This is a genomic window from Kitasatospora sp. NPDC059812 (assembly GCF_042732075.1).
Classification (GTDB): domain Bacteria; phylum Actinomycetota; class Actinomycetes; order Streptomycetales; family Streptomycetaceae; genus Kitasatospora.
In genome coordinates this window covers 70361-86500 of sequence record NZ_JBHWIO010000007.1, presented here as the reverse complement: position 1 = coordinate 86500, position 16140 = coordinate 70361, and the positions used below count along the sequence as shown (strand labels likewise).

The following is a 16140-nucleotide window of genomic DNA, read 5'->3' as shown; positions in this document are numbered from 1 at the left end:
CGTCACCCACCCCCGACGCCACCACCGCAGACCCGGCGCCCCCGGCACCCGCAGCACCCCCCGGCCTCCAGGCCGCCGACCCCGACGCCGAACCCGACCCCGACGCCGACCCCACCCCGGACCTCGACGACGACACCCTCGAGCCCACCCCCTCCGTCACCCTCCCCCCGACCCCAACCCCCACCCCGACGCCTACCCCCACCCCTTCCCTCACCCCCACCCCGCCCCCCACCCACCCCCAGACCACCCGCCGCATCTACGTCGCCACCATCCCCGGCGCCGCCCCGGGCGCCGCCGACATCTACATCCGCGCCACCGGCTGAGGGTGCAGCCCGCCGGGTGCCGCTGACGAGCCGGGCCCCGCCGGTGGGGACCGGCGGGGCTGCGGTGTGTTGGTGGGTGGGGGCGGGGGTGGGTCAGGCGGGTAGGCCGGGGACGGTGGTGATGGTGACGGGGTGGCCCATGGTGGTGATGCGCCAGGTGGCGAGGGCCTGGTAGGCGGGGGAGTGGTACCAGCCGTCGGCGTCGGCCGCGGTGGGGAATTCGAGGATGGCGGTCTTGGTGTAGGCGGTCTCGCCTTCCAGGCGGGCCGGGGTGTCGAAGGCGAGCAGGCGGCCCTGGTAGGGCTCCATGGTGGCGCCGACGTTGGCGAGGTAGTGGCCGAGGGCGGCGTCCGGGGTGTGGTCGGTGCGGGTGATGAGGACGTAGTGCATGGTGGGTTCCTTGTCCGGGCGGTCGGTGGTCAGCGGGTGGCCGGGGCGAGCGTGGGGGCGTCGGGGACGGTGGCGATGTCGGGGGAGGGAGTGGGCTTTCGGGTGGGGGCCTGGCCGGCGAGCATGGCGCCGAGGGCGAGCAGCAGGCCGAGGAGTTGCCAGCGGGTGAGGGTCTGGCCGAGGACGACGAGGCCGCCCACGGTCGCGACGACCGGGTTGATCAGGCCGAGGAAGGAGGCCGGTCCGGCGCCGAGGCGGTCGATGCCGCGGAACCAGAGGACGTAGCCGAGCGCGGTGCTGAACAGCCCGAGGTAGGCGAACCCGGCGAGGTTGGCGCCGCTGAGTGCGGGCGGCGCGCCTTCGACGACGGCCGCGAGCGGGACGAGGAACAGTGATCCGGCGAGTAGCTGCCAGGCCGTCAGGTCGAGCAGGGTGGCCCCTTCCGGGCGGCCCCAGCGGCGGGTGAGGACGGTGCCCGTGGCCATCAGTGCGATCGCACCGACCATGGCGGCGATCCCGGTGGCGTCCAGTCGTGCGCCGCTCTTCAGTACCAGCAGGGCGACGCCGCCGACGCCGGCGAGCCCTGCGAGCAGTGCCCGCCGTCCGGGCCGTACGCCGAGGACGCCGATCGAGAGGCCGGTCACGAGCAGCGGCTGGATCGCGCCGATGGTGGCGGCGACGCCGCCGGGCAGGCGGTAGGCGCCGACGAAGGTGAGCGGGAAGAACAGCCCGATGTTGAGCATCCCGAGCGCGGCTGCGCGCCCCCACCAGCGCCCCTTGGGCAGTTTGCGGCCGATGAGCAGGAGGAGCAGTCCGGCCGGGAGGGCCCGGAGGGCGGCGAGCAGCAGTGGACGGCCTTCGGGTAGGAGCTGTGTGGTGACCAGGTAGGTCGTGCCCCAGGCCGCCGGGGCGAGTGCCGCCGTGACGGCCACTCCTGCGCGTGTTCCACCCATGGCATCCCCCTCAACGTTGATTATCTGAACGTTGAGATAATTAGTACGCCTCTGGGTGAGTGAACGTCAAGTATGTGAATGTTAAGATAGTTACCCGCAGTCCAGCCGTGAGCCCCGGCCCCGAGCCCCGGCAGGCGGCAACCGAGGAGGCGTCAGGCCATGCAGCAGCGCGACACCGTCGACGAGATCGTCGAGCAGTGGACCAGGACCCGCCCCGACCTGAACACCGAGGCCATCGGCCTGATCGGCCGGCTGCGACGCCTCAACGTTCGCGTCGACGGCGCCCTGCGCGAGTACTTCGGCTCCTGTGGCCTGGACTCCTCCGAGTTCGACGTCCTGGCCACCCTGCGCCGCTCCGGCGAACCCTACGAGCTCAACGCCCGCGCCCTCCTCAAGGCCGCCATGGTCACCTCCGGCGCCATCACCAACCGGGTCGACCGTCTCTCCGCCAAGGGCCTGGTCGAACGCAACCCCTGCCCCGACGACCGCCGCGCCGTGCTGGTCCGCCTCACCCCGGCCGGCAAGGACCTCATCGACGCGGCGCTGGCCGGCCACGTCCGCAACGAGGAGCGCATCCTCGCGGGCCTCGACGCCGACGAGCGCGCCCAACTCGACACCCTGCTGCGCAAGCTCCTCATCGCGCACGGCGACACCGAGCCCCTGCTGGGCTGAGCGCGCCCCGGCGTCTGTGCCTGAACCGCCGCGCGGCCCGGCGCTTCGGCGTACGTTGGGGGGCCGGGGCGGCCCCGCGGTGACGGTCGGTCCGGGCGTGCGCGGGCGGCGGCAGCGGCAGGTGGCCGTAGTGGTCGGGCAGTTCGCGTGTCCACGGCCTCCCCGGTGGCGTTAACCCGGCGGGAACCGCACCGGAGGAGGAGCCCATGAAGGACAAGACCCCCAGGGACATCGCCGTCGACGACCAGCTGCGGGCGGCAGGGGTGGAGGGGGCCCAGTGGCTCAGTGCCGCCGGGTGGGGGCCGCCGGTGACGGTCCCGGTGCAGAAGGCCGCCAGGTGGCAGCAGGAGACCAGGGCCCGGATGCTGGCGGCGCAGGTGGACGAGTCCTGCACGTGGTGCGTCCATCTGCTCGACGGAGGCCCCCAGCCCGTGGTCGTCCACGCCGAGCACCCGACCCACCTGCTCTGCCGCGCCTGCTCCATCGCCGCCCGCCCCCGCCGCGTCTGCCTGGACTGTGGTGGGCCGGCCGCCTCCGCCTCCCCGGCGGACGGCCGCGAGGACGTCTTCATGGGCCCGGTGGCGATCTACACCCGCCTCCGCTGCGCCACTTGCCACCGCGCCGACCGCCCCGACCCCCTGACCGGCACCTTCGGCAACGGCCCGTCCTGAGACGGGCAGGGCGCGGCCGGGCGGCCCGTGCGATTGACTTCGGAACGTATTCCGAACTAGCGTCGAGCCATGTCGACTCTCACCGTGTCGTTCTCCGATCTGTCGAAGAACTCCAAGCGCGTCGCGGACAGTGTGGAGCGAGTCCAGCGCGTGCACGTCACGCGCCGCGACGGGGAGGACCTGTACCTCACCACCGAGCGTCACGACCGTCAGCGCGAGCAGACCGCGGATGTCGCCGCTCGCCTGTTCGCCGCGTTGATCAGCAGCGATGAGGGCACGCAGGCGGTGCTCCTGGCCCTCCCCGCCGTCTTCCCCTGGGTCCGGCACCTGTCGGCCGCGGAGGTGCGCGAGTTCGTCGTCGACCTCGTGGACGCGACGCGCGATGCCGTGGACCTGGACGTGCACGCCAATCTGCACCGGGTGATAGTCGAGTGGCGCGCCACCGCGAGAGTGCTGGCGGACCCGGAGCTGGCGGCAGAGCTCGCCAGGCCCCTGCCCGGCGACGATCACGGCGAGGTGATCGAGCCGTGAGCCCGAAGCGCGGTGATGATGTGCCGCCCCCGCCCGTCGGGGCGGAGTGGCGGCTGCGATTCGGTACGACGGAGGCTGCCAAGGGGTGGGGAGAGCTGTGTGCGGAGGCGGCCGGGAACGCCCGCCGCTGTTTCGAGGCGCTCCGGGTGAACCCCCTGTCCACGGGGGATCCGGATCGGCAGCACCGGCTGCGGGGCCGGCTGGCCGCCCGCGTGTTCGGGGGCGTCGAGCTGCCGCAGTGGGAGTACGAGGTGACCGCCGGCGGCCGGGTGCGGTACGTGGTGGACGAGGCGGCCCGCGTCGTCCACCTCGTCTATGCCTCGCCCAGGCACCCGAAGGACACCGAGGCGTAGCGGACAGGCGTCCGGCCCTCAGGCCCTGCCGACGCAGGGCCGGGTGGCCCGCCGAGGGGGGTTACGGTGACGCGGGCTTGCCGGGGGTTGTCTGGTGGGCGGCTGCGGCGGAGGCGAAGGAGGTGGCCAGGGACGGGGCTCCGGCCCAGTGCAGGTGCAGGTAGGAGGCGTGGACGTGGCTGCCCGCGAAGCCCTCGGTGCGGGGGCCGGTGGGCAGGCGCCAGCCCCAGGCGGGGTGTTCGCCCGCGCCCGGTTCGCAGACCGTGCGGTGGAACTCGTGGCCGCGTACCCGGGTGCCGGTCCGGGCGAGCGGGGAGTCGTGCAGGGCGACGGCCTCCCGGTAGCCGAGGGTGAGCCGTTCGGTCATCCGGGCGCCGATGTCCAGCACGCCGCACATCGGCAGGCCGTCCAACTCGCGCCCCAGGTAGAGCAGTCCGGCGCATTCGGCGGCGATCGGGCCGCCGCCGGCGGCGAACGCCGCGATGGCCCCGCGCAGCGCCGTGTTGCCGCTCAGCTCCCGGACGTACAGCTCGGGGAAGCCGCCGCCGATCACCAGGCCGGCCGTGCCGTCGGGCAGTGCCGTGGCGTGCAGCGGGTCGAATGGGACGACCTCGGCGCCTGCGGCGGTGAGGAGTTCGGCGTTCTCGGCGTACGAGAAGGAGAACGCGGCGCCGCCCGCGACCGCGATCCGCGGCGTGCCGGCCACCGGGTCGACCTCGGCCGACGGGCTCCACGGTTCGGCGTTCAACTCCGGTGCCGTCCGGGCGAGTTCGAGCAGGGCGTCCAAGTCGACCGAGGCGGCGACGAGTTCACCCATGTCGGCGACGGCACGCAGGGCCTCCGCCGAGCGCTCCACGGCCGGGATCAGCCCGAGGTGGCGCGACGGCGTGGCGACGGTCGTGGAGCGGCGCAGCGCGCCCAGCACGGGCACGCCCGAGCCCTCCTCCAGGGCCTCGCGCAGGAGTTGCTCGTGCCGGTCGGAGGCGACCCGGTTGAGGATCACCCCGGCGAGGCGCACCTCCGGGTCCCAGGAGGCGAAGCCGTGCACCAGCGCGGCCACCGACCGGGACTGCGAGGAGCCGTCCACCACCAGCACCACGGGCGCCCGCAGCAGCTTGGCGACGTGCGCGGTGGAGGCCAGCTCCCCCCGCCCGGAGGCCCCGTCGAACAGGCCCATGACCCCCTCGACCACCGCGACGTCCGCTCCCGCCGCGCCGTGCAGGAAGAGCGGGGCGATCCGCTCCGGGCCGCACATGAAGGCGTCCAGGTTGCGGCCCGGGCGCCCGGCGGCGAGCGCGTGGTAGCCCGGGTCGATGTAGTCGGGGCCGACCTTGTGCGGGGACACCGCCAGTCCGCGCGCGGCGAGCGCCGCGATCAGGCCGGTGGCGACGGTGGTCTTGCCGGCGCCCGAGGAGGGCGCGGCGATGACGAGGCGGGGGATGGCGGCCAACGGCCTGCCGGCAGTGCTCAACGGTCTACCACTCGATACCGCGCTGGCCCTTGCGGCCGGCGTCCATGGGGTGCTTGACCTTGGTCATCTCGGTGACCAGGTCGGCGAATTCGGTCAGCGGTTCGGGCGCGTACCGGCCGGTGATGACGACGTGCTGGCTGCCCGGGCGGTCCTTGAGCACCGACACGACCTCCTCCGGGTCGACCCAGCCCCAGTGCATGGGGTAGGTGAACTCGTCCAGTACGTAGAAGCGGTAGGTCTCGGCCGCCAGGTCGCGCTTGACCTGCTCCCAGCCCTCCTTGGCGGCCGCCTCGCTGTCCATCTCCATCTCGCTGGAGCGCTGGATCCACGACCAGCCGGAGCCCATCTTGTGCCAGTCGACCGTGCCGCCCTCGCCGGAGGCGCCGAGCACGCGCAGCGCGTTCTCCTCGCCGACCTTCCACTTGGCGGACTTCACGAACTGGAACACCCCGACGGGCCAGCCCTGGTTCCAGGCCCGCAGCGCCATGCCGAACGCGGCCGTTGACTTGCCCTTGCCGGGGCCGGTGTGCACGGCGGTGATCGGCTGCGTGCGGCGCTGACGGGTCGTCAGGCCGTCGTCGGGGACGCTCTCGGGGACACCCTTGGGCATGTCGGCTCAGGCCGCCTTTCGCATGGTGGTGGCACGGTTCTCACGACGGTTCTCATGGCGGCTGTCGCGCCGGCCGTCGTGGCGGTTCTCGCGGACGAGCGAGGCGACGCCCTCGGGGCGCAGCTCGTCCAGGCTGACGGCGGTGCCGCCGAGCAGTCCGGCCAGGGTGCGGGCGAGGCCGAGCCGGACGGGGCCGGACTCGCAGTCCAGCACCACGCTGGCGGTGCCCTGCGCGGCGAACAGTCCAGCCGCGCGCTGCGACCGGGCGAGCGCGTCCCGCCCGCCGGTGGCCCGGCCGTCGGTCACCACGACCAGCAGCGGGCGGCGGCTCGGGTCGCGCAGCCGCTCCACCCGCAGGACCTCGTGCGCGCGCAGCAGGCCGGCGGCCAGCGGGGTGCGGCCGCCGGTGGGCAGCGACTCCAGCCGGGCCGCGCCGACCTCCACGGACGAGGTCGGCGGCAGCGCCAGTTCGGCGTCCGCGCCCCGGAAGGTGATCATGCCGATCTTGTCGCGCCGCTGGTAGGCGTCCATCAGCAGGGACAGCACGGCGCCCTTGACGGCGGTCATCCGCTGCCGGGCGGCCATCGAGCCGGAGGCGTCGACGACGAACAGCACCAGGTTGGACTCCCGCCCCTGGCGGACCTGTTCGCGGAAGTCGTCCTTGCGCAGCACCAGCGCCCGGCCGGCCCGCCCGCGCGCCGCCTGGTGCGGCGCGGCGGCCTGCAAGGTGGCGGTCAGGTGCAGGCGGCTGAGCGTGCCCTGGGGGCGCCGGGCGCGCACGGTGTGCCCGCCGGTGGTCTCGGCGGGGGAGCGGCGGCCCTGGGCGCCGTGGCCGGTGCCCTGCACGGTGAACAGCTTGGTCCGGTACGGGTCGCCAGCCGCGACCGGCGCCGACTCCCGGGCGGGGGCGGGGTGTTGGGCCGGTACGGGCTGCTGGAGCGGCTCGTCCGGCTCGGCGGCCGATGCCTGCGGGCCGGAGGTGGGCTCGGGGGCTCCGCCGCCGTCCGGGCCGCCGCCGGGGCCGCCGTCCGGGCCGGGACCGTCGTCCTCGGGGCCGTCGCCCTCGCCGTCCCCGTCGCCCTCGGTCTCTCCTGAGCCTCCGAGCTCCCCGGACCCCTCGGGCTCCGAGGGCTCGGAGGGCTCCGATGGCTGCGCGGGCTCCTCCGGCTGCGCGTGCTCCTCCAGCGTCCGGTCGAGCTGCTCCTCGTCCAGCCCCGGCGCGTCGAAGGGGTTGCGGCGGCGCCGGTGCGGCAGCGCCAGCTGGGCGGCCTTGCGGACGTCCTCCTCCAGCACCTCGGTCCGCCCGTCCCAGGCGGCGAGCGCGACGGCGGTGCGGGCCATCACGATGTCGGCGCGCAGCCCGTCCACCTCGAACGCTGCGCACACGGCGGTGATCTGACGTAGCGCCACATCGGTCAGCTCCACCTTGGGCAGCAACTCCCGGGCGGCGGTGATGCGTTCGGCGAGCGCCTGCTCGTCCGCGGCGAACCGCGCGGCGAAGCCGGCCGGGTCGGCGTCGTAGCCGAGCCGGCGGCGGACCACCTCGGCGCGCTCGGCCGGGTCCCGGGTGGCGGCGATCTCGACGGTCAGGCCGAACCGGTCGAGCAGCTGCGGCCGCAGCTCGCCCTCCTCCGGGTTCATCGTGCCGACCAGCAGGAAGCGGGCGGCGTGCCGCACCGACACGCCCTCGCGCTCGACGTACGAGCGGCCCATCGCGGCGGCGTCCAGCAGCAGGTCCACGACGTGGTCCTGGAGCAGGTTCACCTCGTCGATGTAGAGCACGCCGCGGTGCGCCTTGGCGAGCAGCCCCGGCTCGTACGCCTTGACGCCCTCGGCGAGCGCCCGTTCCAGGTCGAGCGAGCCGACGATCCGGTCCTCGGCCACGCCGACCGGCAACTCGACCAGCTGGGCGGGGCGTTCGGACGCCGAGGGGCGGTCGTGCGGCCCGTCCGGGCACTGCGGGTCCGGCGCGGACGGGTCGCAGGCGAACCGGCAGCCGTCGACGGCCGCGAGGGTCGGCAGCAGGCCGGCCAGCGCGCGCACCATGGTCGACTTCGCGGTGCCCTTCTCGCCGCGCACCAGCACGCCGCCCACGGCCGGCGAGACCGCGTTGAGCAGCAGGCCGAGCCGCAGGTCGGGCATGCCGACGATCGCGGTGAACGGATAGCGGACGTCACTCATGCATACTCCCCAGGTGCCCCGGGCGCCAGGAACGGCAGCGATCCGGCCGCCGGCACCCCGCCCTCGATCAGCTTCCACAGCGCGTCGGTGTCCGCGTGCTCCTCGATCAGGTCGCCCAGCCGGTCCAGCCGGGCCTCGCGCGCCTCGGCGAACGAGGTGTCCGGTGCCGGCACGAACGCCCGGCCCGCCAACGCGGCGACCTCGCGCAGGAGTTCACGACGGAAGCCGTCGTTCTCCAGCGCGCCGTGCCAGGTCGTGCCCCACACCGGGCCGACCCGGCAGCCGTCCAGGCCGTGCCCATCGTCATCGGAGAAGAACGGCTCGCCCCCCTCCACGGCCACTACCCCGTGGTGGATCTCGTACCCCTCGACCCGCTGCCCGTACGCCGTGCCGACCGGGCGCGCCAGCACCTTCTCGGCGCCGAACCGCACGTGCGTCGGCAGCAGGCCCAGGCCCTCGACCGAGCCGGCCCCGGACTCCACCTCGTCCTCGATCCCGCGCGCCAGCATCTGGTAGCCGCCGCACACCCCGAGGACCGGCAGCCCGGCCGCCGCCCGCGCCTTCAGCGCCGGCTCCAGGCCGCGTTCGCGCAGCCAGGCCAGGTCGGCCACGGTGGCCCGGGTGCCGGGCAGCACCACCAGGTCGGCGTCGGCCAGTTCCTCCGGCCGGGTCACCCAGCGCACCAGCACGCCGGGCTCCTGCGCCAGGGCGTCCAGGTCGGTGAAGTTCGACAGCCGGGGGAAGCGCACCACGGCCACCCGCAGTACGTCCGCCCCGAGCGGGCCGCGGCCGTCGACCCGGTCCACCACCGTGGACAGGTCCAGCGAGTCCTCGGCGTCCAGCCACAGGCCCGGCAGCATCGGCAGGGTGCCGAGCACCGGACGGCCGGTCAGCCCGTGCAGCATGTCCAGGCCGGGCGCCAGCAGCCGCGCGTCGCCGCGGAACTTGTTGACGAACCAGCCCGCCACGTGCCGCTGGTCCTGCGCCGACAGCAGCGCCAGCGTCCCGTACATCGCCGCGAAGACGCCGCCGCGGTCGATGTCCCCGACCACCACCACCGGCAGCCCGGCGGCCGTCGCCAGGCCCATGTTGGCGATGTCCCGGTCCCGCAGGTTGATCTCGGCGGGCGAACCGGCGCCCTCGCAGACCACCACCTCGTAGCGGCGGCGCAGATCCGCCAGGCACTCCAGCGACCGTTCCAGCAGGACGGGCTTGCGCTCGCGGTAGTCCAGCGCGCCCACCTCGGCGACCGGCCGGCCCAGCAGCACCACCTGGCTGCGGCCGTCCGCGCCCGGCTTCAGCAGCACCGGGTTCATCGCCGCCTCCGGCTCCACCCGGGCCGCCTGCGCCTGCATCGCCTGCGCCCGGCCGATCTCGGCGCCGTCGGCGGTGACGAAGGAGTTCAGCGACATGTTCTGCGCCTTGAACGGCGCGACCCGCACCCCCTGCCGGGCCAGCCAGCGGCAGATGCCCGCGGTCACCACGCTCTTGCCCGCGTCCGAGGTCGTCCCGGCGACCAGCAGTGCGTTGCTCATGCCCTTCCCCTCCACCGTGTCGTCAGCAAGCGCAGCGCGACGTGCCCCGCGACCGTCGTACCCAGGGCCAGCGCGCCCACCCGCCGGGAGAGCACGCAGGCCCGCTCGATGTCGTCCACCGTCACCGGGCGCAACTCCGCGCCCAGCACCGGCCGGTGCTCCACCCGCTCCCCGTACTGGAGGGTCCCGCCCAGCCGGACGCCCACCGCGCCCGCGAAGGCCGCCTCCGCCTGGCCCGCGTTCGGGCTCGGGTGCGCCGAGCCGTCCCGCCGCCAGACCCGCCAGGCCGTCTTCGGCTGCGGCGCGGCGGCCACCGTGAGCAGCGCCGTCAGCCGGGCGCCCGGCCAGCCCGCTACGTCGTCGAGCCGGGCCGAGGCCCAGCCGAACCGGGCGTACCGCGGCGAGCGGTGGCCGACCATCGCGTCCAGCGTGTTCACCGCGCGGAACGCCAGCAGCCCCGGCGTGCCCGCCAGCGTGCCCCAGACCAGCGCGTTCACCACGGCGTCCGCCGTGTTCTCGGCCACCGACTCGACCACCGCGCGGGCGATCTGCGGCCCGTCCAGCGCGCTCGGATCCCGCCCGCACAGGTGCGGCAGCCGTTCCCGCGCGGCCGTCAGATCACCCGTGGCCAGCGACCGGCCGATGGTGCGCGCCTCCCGGGTCAGCGAGGTGCCGCCCAGCACCGTCCAGGTCGCGGCGGCCGCCAGCGCGGCCCGGCCCAGCGGACGCCGGCCCACCGTACGGTCCAGGGCCACCGCGCCGGCCGCGACCGCGCCCACGCACAGCGCCGTGTACCCGGCGCCGGCCACCCGGTCGTCCTGCCACACCCGCCGCTCCAGCCGGGTCGCCGCGCCGCCGAAGACGGCCACCGGGTGGCCGCGCCGGGGGTCGGCGAAGCGGGCGTCCGCGGCGAAGCCCGCGGCGGCGCCGAGCGCGAACGCGGCGGCGCGGGTCAGCGGGCGCACGGCGGGTTCGGCGGAAGGCCGCGTCGGGTCCGGCGGGTCGGGGCAGCCTGCATCGCGTGCGTGTCCTCACTCAGGGTCCGCGCCCTGGATCGACGTACCGGGGGCGAGAGTCTCCTGGCTTCCGGGTCGGACGCACCCCCGGGCCTTCCAGCGGCTTCTGACGGTCCGCCGTGGCAATGTTCCGAGCGTGCTCCCCGGTGACAGTGGCGGGACCGCGCCGGACTCGCACCGGCTTCCTCTGCATGCCTCCGTTTGGCCCCAGGATCCCATCACGCGGCCGAACCGGGAGTCAACCGAGGTCACGGAGGGGTTGGTCACACCTCGGAGCCCTGTCGCCGGTGCCGTTCTCGCCCGCCCGAGGCCCGCCCCGCCCGACGCCCCGCCCGCCTGACGCCCCGCCCTGCCCGACGCCCCGCCGTACCCCGGACGGCCCAGCCCGGTGGCCGCCCGCGCGGCCCCCCGGTGAACTGGTGCCCGAACACCGTCCGAGCAGCGCCCGGACACCGCCCGGACACCGTCCGGTCCAAGACCAGCCAAGACCAGCAGAGCGGGGAGCGATATGCGTTGGGGAACCGCGGCCGTCGTGGCGGCCGCCGTCGTCGGCGCCGGGGCCGCCGTCCTGGTGATCGGCCGTCGGGCCTCCGAACGGCTGGTCCACCCGGCGAGCGCCGTCCGGGAGTCGGGCCCCGTCCTGGTGCGGAGCCTCGCCGCGGGCCGGATCACCTTCAACCGCCGCCCCGAGAGCCTGCGCCCCGGCCGCTGGGCCGTGGAGTGGGACGACCACGGCCACGCCGTCGTCGAGGACGTCCTGCACAGCGACGAGAACGGTGTCACCCGTCGCCTCGTCCGCGCCGACCGGGGCACCCTCACCCCCGGCACCGAGGTCCGCTTCACCCCCCGCGTCCACCTCGGCGACCCCACTGAGGCGCTCGGCCTCCCCTTCACCGACACCGCCGCCGACGGCGAACTCGGCGCCCTCCCCGCCTGGCGCCTCGACGGCAAACGCGGCACCTGGGTGATCCTCGTCCACGGCCCCGGCGCCGACCGGCAGCAGACCCTCCCGGTCCTCCCCGTCCTCGACCGCCTCGCCCTGCCCGCCCTCGCCGTCACCTACCGGGGCGACCAGGGCGCCCCCGCCTCGCCGGACGGGCTCGGCCACTTCGGCGAGACCGAGTGGCGCGACGTCGAGTCGGCGGTCCGGCTCGCCCTCGACAGCGGCGCCGGCCGGGTCATCCTGTACGGCTGGTCCCTCGGCGCCACCATGGCCCTCCAGACGGCCTCCCGCTCCGCCTGGGCCCACGCCATCAGCGGCCTCGTCCTGGACTCGCCGGTCCTCGACCTGCCCGCCACCGCCCGCCGCGGCGCCGCCCGGGCCGGCTACACCGGCGCCGCCGCCGAGCTCGGCGCCCTCGCCGCCGAGGGCCGCACCGGCGTCGACCTCGCCGACTTCAGCCGCATCGCCGAGGGCGCCGACCTGCGCGTCCCCACCCTCCTCCTGCACAGCCCCGACGATCAGGTCGCCCCCTTCCGCGCCGCCGAGCGCCTCGCCGCCGCCCGCCCCGGCGTGGTCAGCCTCCGGCCTTTCCCGGGCGCCGACCACGCCACCCTCTGGAACTCCGCCCCCACCCACTACACCGAACTCCTCCGCCGCTGGCTCACCCCCCTTCTCTGAACCCAGCCCCCCCCCGCACGAGAAGTCGCACCGACAGGGCCTCTGTACGAAACCCGGACCTCACCCGTCAGCCACGGAGTGTGACCGGTCGGGCGGGTAGCGCGACCGCCGCCGCAAGGGTTGAGCCGGGATGGCATGCCCCCGCCACCTGTTTCCGGCCAGGCGGTTTGCCTCTGTTGCCCGATTGTTGCCCGATCTTGGGGAGGCGCCGTCGACGGCCGCCCGTCCGTACAGCCAACCGGATGTGACAGAAGGCCGGTACAAGGGGAAGACTGCTCGACGTGACGTCTCGGAATCCGCGCGACCGTGATGCCCCGCTCCCTCCGACGATCGGTACTGGTGCGACGGTGACCCGTCTCCCCGGTACGGCCCACCGGCCCGCCGCCGGCAAGCCGGGCGGGGCCGGGGTACCCCGCCGACGAGGGCCCGCTGCGGCGCCCGGTCGGGGGAGGGTTCCCGTACCGGAGGGCTTCCCCGCGCCGGCCGAGCTGGCGCCGCTGGCCCGCCGGATGCTGGTGGACGCCGTCCGGATCGCCCGCTGGGCGGGGGACCTGGAAGAGGTCGACAAGCGGGGCGAGCTGCTGCCCGACGACGCCCGTGCGGCGGGTCGGGCGCTGGCCATGACGGTCGGCGCCGCCGCCAAGGCGTGGGGGCAGGCACTGCTGGTCGGCCTGGTGGAGGCCAGGGACGGCGGTGCGGTCCCGGGCTGGCGCCTGCACGCCTGGGAGCACGACGACGAGGCGGTGGTCCGCGGCTGGTCGGCGCTGTTCGACGCCTGGACGCTGCTGGCCCCGGTGCCGCCGGCCGCCCTGCGGGGCGTGTTCGCGGTGCTGGCCGGCCAGGCGGTGGACCAGGCGCCGCAGTTGCTGTCGTTCCTGCACCTGGTGGCCGGTCCGGTGTCGGACGGCGAACTGCTGGAGCTGCTGCGCCGGGGTCTGGACGAGCGCCGGGTGGGTGGCACGGACGGTTCGGGCCTGTCGCCCGTGCCGCACGCCGCCTCGGCGGTGTCGGCGGTCCGCGGCACGTGCCGGGAGCCGCAGATCGACACCCCGCCGTCGCCGGCGGACGTGGCCGCGGTCCTGGACTGGATGCTGGACGGCCTGGCGGCCGTCGGGGCCGTGGTCCGCAGGGACGAGGCCGCCGAGCTGTCGCCGCTGGGCCACTGGGCGGTGCGGGCGAAGCTGGAGGAGATCTGCACGGTCGCGCAGACCGCGGCCGGGCACATCGAGCAGAGTGCCTTCGAGCTGCTGAACGCCTGCGCGGACTATTCGCCGGGCCCGGCGCGGGCCGAGTTCCGCGCCTGGGTGGCGGCCCGTCCGGCCGATCGGGCGGTGGCGGAGCTGCTGGACGCGGCGCAGGGGGACGACGCGCTGGTGCGCGGGCTGGCCTTCGAGGCGCTGCGGGTGGCCGGCGGCCCGGCGGAGCAGGCGGTGCGGGGGTCGGTGGACGAGCCGGTGCTGCGCCCGTACGCGCTGCTGTGGCTGGCGGAGCGCTCGGACGAGGGGGTTTCGCCGGCGGACGTGCTGGGGGCGGAGGACGCGGCCTGGCTGTGGGTGGACACGGCGGCGGCGGTGCTGGACCACGGCGAGACGGAGCTGCTGGTGGGCCACGTCGAGGGCGCCGCGGCGGGCGATCCGGTGCGGCTGTTCGCCCGGGCCCGGCAGTCGGGGCACCCGCGGGCGGCCTCGGTGCTGTCGGCGGTCTCGAGCGTGCATCCGGATCCGGGCGTGGCGCGGGCGGCCCGCCGCTCGGCGTTCAGCGTGCACACCGGCGGCGCCTAGCAGCGCCCGCCGACGCGTAGCAGCGCCCGCCGAAGAGCGGGCACGACGAAGAGGGGCCCGGATCCGACTGGATCTGGGCCCCTCTCGCGTACGGGAACGACTAGCCGAGGCGGGACTCCGCCCGCCTGGCGCGGACGTCGCCGACCTTCTGTCCGACCTTGCGCCGGATGACCAGCAGCGGGGCCATCGCGGCGAGCGTGATCTGGGCGAAGGCGCCGACGTGCATCAGGGCGTCGCCGCCGGGCAGGCCGGTCGCCCAGGCCGCGAGGCAGCCGATGGAGACGACGATCCAGCACAGCGTGGCGGTGGCCAGCAGCCCCTGGGGCTTGGGGTACTCGATCCGGCTGACCATCAGGTACGCGGCGCCGAAGATGGCGAGCAGACCGGGCAGGAACGGCGGGTCGAGCAGCACGATGGCGATCACCGTCATCGCGCCCATCGGGCAGGGCATGCCCTGGAACACCCCGGGTCGCATCTTGACGGCGGAGAATCGGGCGAGCCGCAGGACGACCGCGAGCAGGACGGTGATCGCGATGAGCGCCGAGAGCTTGCTGTTGGAGCCCTGGGAGACCATGCCCCAGACGGCGACGAAGTAGGCCGGCGCGATGCCGAAGCTGATCAGGTCGGCCAGGTTGTCCAGTTCCGCTCCGAGGGCGGAGGAGCGGAGCTTGCGCGCCACCAGCCCGTCGAAGAGGTCGCACATGGAGCCGATGAGCAGCAGCGTGACCGCGGTGGCGGCGCTGTGCCGGTCGGGTGCGGCGTCCGGGTTGGTGATGTGCGGGACGAGGACCCCGGTGGTGATCGAGTAGATCGCCAGGAAGCCGCAGACGGCGTTCCCCAGGGTCAGGAAGTCGGCGGTGGACAGGTGCTGGGGAGAGCGCGGGGCGCGCAGCTCGCGGTCGCGCGCCCAGCGGCGACGGCGCAGGGCCGTCTCCTCGTCGTCCAGGCCGACGATTGTCTCAGGATCAGTCACGGTCAAGGCGCGTCACCCCGGCTGTGGTCTTCTGGCCGACCTCGACGCCGACCTCGACGCCGGCCGGCAGGTAGGTGTCGACCCGGGAGCCGAACCGGATCAGACCGATCCGGTCGCCCTGCTCGACCTTGGTACCGGCGGCGATGTACGGCACGATGCGACGGGCCACGGCCCCCGCGATCTGCACCATCTCGATGTCGCCGAGCTCGGTGTCGAAGTGCCAGACGACCCGCTCGTTCTGGTCGCTGTCCTTGTTGAACGCGGGGACGAAGCCGCCCGCGACGTGCTCGACCGACGTCACCGTGCCGGGCAGGGGCGCGCGGTTGACGTGGACGTTGAGCGGGCTCATGAAGATCGCGACCCGGGTGCGGCCGTCCGGCCAGGCGTCGATGCTCTGCACCACGCCGTCGGCGGGGGAGATCACTCTGCCCGCGCCGATCTCACGCTCGGGGTCGCGGAAGAACCACAGCATGCCCGCGCTGAGCGCACAGGCGGGTACCGCTGCCAGGGCCCACTTGCCGCTGCGCCGGGTGAGGGCGGTGGTCACGGCGGCCGTGGCGAGGGTGGGGACGAACCAGGGGGTGGCTCCGCGCGCGATGGTCACGCGGGGTCGCCGACCGGCCGTCGTGGCTGCGAGGGCATCGCGGTCCGTGACGGAGGTGTGAGGGGACGGGCTGATGGGCATCGAAGACCTTTGTCGCGGGGGATCATGGCCGCTGGACGGGGGCCACCGCGGGATCGGGTAATAGAGGGACGGCTTGCTGTCCCGGTGGATGCTATCGGGAGCACACGGTGGGTGGGCAACCCGCCTGCTCGTTCACGTGTCCGGTGGAAGCGCGTGTGCGCGTCCCACCTCTACGACCGTAGCTCGCCCCGGTCCGGTTCCCAAGGGACCGGACGGGGCTGGTGACACTTGTCTCAACAGGCCCGTCGGCGGAACCCGGTGGGCGGAACGGGCCGTTCGCGGTCCGCCGGGGGCGCGGGACACGGCCTGTCGAGGGTGTGCGGAAGCGGCCGCGGGGCGTGTCGTTGCAGCTGTACGCCCTGCGGCCGCTCCCG

15 protein-coding genes, 1 pseudogene and 1 riboswitch are annotated in these 16140 nt (G+C 74.9%); of the genes and pseudogenes, 7 read left to right on the top strand and 9 right to left on the bottom strand.

Features of this window, described 5'->3' with window-relative positions; genetic code table 11:
• A pseudogene (locus tag ACFV6D_RS05795) lies at positions 1–323 on the top strand (hypothetical protein); the annotation flags it as partial.
• A gap of 93 nt (positions 324–416) precedes the next feature.
• Here ACFV6D_RS05795 and ACFV6D_RS05790 read toward each other — a convergent pair.
• On the bottom strand, positions 417–713 hold the full coding sequence (locus ACFV6D_RS05790; protein WP_380336192.1) for a DUF1330 domain-containing protein: 297 nt from the start codon (positions 711–713) through the stop codon (positions 417–419).
• 29 nt (positions 714–742) lie between these two features.
• Complete coding sequence (locus ACFV6D_RS05785) at positions 743–1666, bottom strand: EamA family transporter (RefSeq protein ID WP_380558587.1); 924 nt, start codon at positions 1664–1666, stop codon at positions 743–745.
• A 159-nt stretch (positions 1667–1825) separates the two neighbouring features.
• On the opposite strand from ACFV6D_RS05785, the gene ACFV6D_RS05780 reads away from it, so the two are divergent.
• The 4 genes from ACFV6D_RS05780 (at position 1826) to ACFV6D_RS05765 (ending at position 3893) form a co-directional block, all read left to right on the top strand.
• On the top strand, positions 1826–2338 hold the full coding sequence (locus ACFV6D_RS05780) for a MarR family winged helix-turn-helix transcriptional regulator (RefSeq protein ID WP_380494806.1): 513 nt from the start codon (positions 1826–1828) through the stop codon (positions 2336–2338).
• 206 nt (positions 2339–2544) lie between these two features.
• A complete protein-coding gene (locus tag ACFV6D_RS05775) occupies positions 2545–3009 on the top strand; it encodes a hypothetical protein (RefSeq protein ID WP_380558584.1) in 465 nt (154 codons plus the stop codon).
• A gap of 69 nt (positions 3010–3078) precedes the next feature.
• The gene (locus tag ACFV6D_RS05770) at positions 3079–3540 is read left to right on the top strand and encodes a hypothetical protein (RefSeq protein ID WP_063349582.1); all 462 of its coding nucleotides are present in this window, start codon (positions 3079–3081) and stop codon (positions 3538–3540) included.
• Positions 3541–3686: 146 nt separating this feature from the next.
• Positions 3687–3893, top strand: a complete 207-nt coding sequence (locus tag ACFV6D_RS05765) for a hypothetical protein (protein ID WP_380336204.1) — start codon at positions 3687–3689, stop codon at positions 3891–3893.
• A gap of 61 nt (positions 3894–3954) precedes the next feature.
• Here the strand turns inward: ACFV6D_RS05765 and ACFV6D_RS05760 are convergent, their stop codons facing one another.
• The 5 genes from ACFV6D_RS05760 to ACFV6D_RS05740 are packed head-to-tail and all read right to left on the bottom strand — an operon-like array spanning position 3955 to position 10655.
• A complete protein-coding gene (locus ACFV6D_RS05760) occupies positions 3955–5343 on the bottom strand; it encodes a cobyrinate a,c-diamide synthase (RefSeq protein WP_380558670.1) in 1389 nt (462 codons plus the stop codon).
• A gap of 25 nt (positions 5344–5368) precedes the next feature.
• Positions 5369–5974 (bottom strand): cob(I)yrinic acid a,c-diamide adenosyltransferase, encoded by a 606-nt coding sequence (gene cobO, locus ACFV6D_RS05755; protein WP_063349585.1) that lies wholly within the window; start codon positions 5972–5974, stop codon positions 5369–5371.
• Positions 5975–5980: 6 nt separating this feature from the next.
• On the bottom strand, positions 5981–8155 hold the full coding sequence (locus ACFV6D_RS05750; RefSeq protein WP_380558581.1) for a putative cobaltochelatase: 2175 nt from the start codon (positions 8153–8155) through the stop codon (positions 5981–5983).
• Positions 8152–9690, bottom strand: a complete 1539-nt coding sequence (locus ACFV6D_RS05745; RefSeq protein WP_380494799.1) for a cobyric acid synthase — start codon at positions 9688–9690, stop codon at positions 8152–8154. The genes ACFV6D_RS05750 and ACFV6D_RS05745 overlap by 4 nt, the downstream gene beginning before the upstream one ends.
• Positions 9687–10655 carry a cobalamin biosynthesis protein gene (locus tag ACFV6D_RS05740; RefSeq protein WP_380558578.1) on the bottom strand — a complete coding sequence of 323 codons (969 nt, stop codon included), beginning with the start codon at positions 10653–10655 and terminating at the stop codon, positions 9687–9689. The genes ACFV6D_RS05745 and ACFV6D_RS05740 overlap by 4 nt, the downstream gene beginning before the upstream one ends.
• 107 nt (positions 10656–10762) lie before the next feature.
• Positions 10763–10895, bottom strand: a riboswitch (cobalamin riboswitch).
• A 319-nt stretch (positions 10896–11214) separates the two neighbouring features.
• Between ACFV6D_RS05740 and ACFV6D_RS05735 the strand changes: the two genes are divergently transcribed.
• Positions 11215–12327 (top strand): alpha/beta hydrolase family protein, encoded by a 1113-nt coding sequence (locus tag ACFV6D_RS05735; protein ID WP_380425517.1) that lies wholly within the window; start codon positions 11215–11217, stop codon positions 12325–12327.
• Positions 12328–12674: 347 nt separating this feature from the next.
• On the top strand, positions 12675–14108 hold the full coding sequence (locus tag ACFV6D_RS05730) for a hypothetical protein (RefSeq protein ID WP_244293475.1): 1434 nt from the start codon (positions 12675–12677) through the stop codon (positions 14106–14108).
• Between the two features lie 100 nt (positions 14109–14208).
• On the opposite strand, the gene ACFV6D_RS05725 is transcribed toward ACFV6D_RS05730, so the two are convergent.
• Entirely contained in the window at positions 14209–15087 is an 879-nt protein-coding gene (locus ACFV6D_RS05725) for a CDP-alcohol phosphatidyltransferase family protein (protein WP_030059975.1), read from the bottom strand.
• Positions 15074–15766: a phosphatidylserine decarboxylase gene (locus ACFV6D_RS05720; RefSeq protein ID WP_063349590.1), complete on the bottom strand. Its 693-nt coding sequence runs from the start codon at positions 15764–15766 to the stop codon at positions 15074–15076. The genes ACFV6D_RS05725 and ACFV6D_RS05720 overlap by 14 nt, the downstream gene beginning before the upstream one ends.
• Between the last annotated feature and the right edge of the window lie 374 nt (positions 15767–16140).

Coding starts and splice junctions, on each gene's coding strand:
- ACFV6D_RS05790 (WP_380336192.1), bottom strand. CDS start 713: ATGCACTACGTCCTCATCACCCGCACCGACCACACCCCGGACGCCGCC.
- ACFV6D_RS05785 (WP_380558587.1), bottom strand. CDS start 1,666: ATGGGTGGAACACGCGCAGGAGTGGCCGTCACGGCGGCACTCGCCCCG.
- ACFV6D_RS05780 (WP_380494806.1), top strand. CDS start 1,826: ATGCAGCAGCGCGACACCGTCGACGAGATCGTCGAGCAGTGGACCAGG.
- ACFV6D_RS05775 (WP_380558584.1), top strand. CDS start 2,545: ATGAAGGACAAGACCCCCAGGGACATCGCCGTCGACGACCAGCTGCGG.
- ACFV6D_RS05770 (WP_063349582.1), top strand. CDS start 3,079: ATGTCGACTCTCACCGTGTCGTTCTCCGATCTGTCGAAGAACTCCAAG.
- cobO (WP_063349585.1), bottom strand. CDS start 5,974: ATGCCCAAGGGTGTCCCCGAGAGCGTCCCCGACGACGGCCTGACGACC.
- ACFV6D_RS05750 (WP_380558581.1), bottom strand. CDS start 8,155: ATGAGTGACGTCCGCTATCCGTTCACCGCGATCGTCGGCATGCCCGAC.
- ACFV6D_RS05745 (WP_380494799.1), bottom strand. CDS start 9,690: ATGAGCAACGCACTGCTGGTCGCCGGGACGACCTCGGACGCGGGCAAG.
- ACFV6D_RS05735 (WP_380425517.1), top strand. CDS start 11,215: ATGCGTTGGGGAACCGCGGCCGTCGTGGCGGCCGCCGTCGTCGGCGCC.
- ACFV6D_RS05720 (WP_063349590.1), bottom strand. CDS start 15,766: ATGCCCATCAGCCCGTCCCCTCACACCTCCGTCACGGACCGCGATGCC.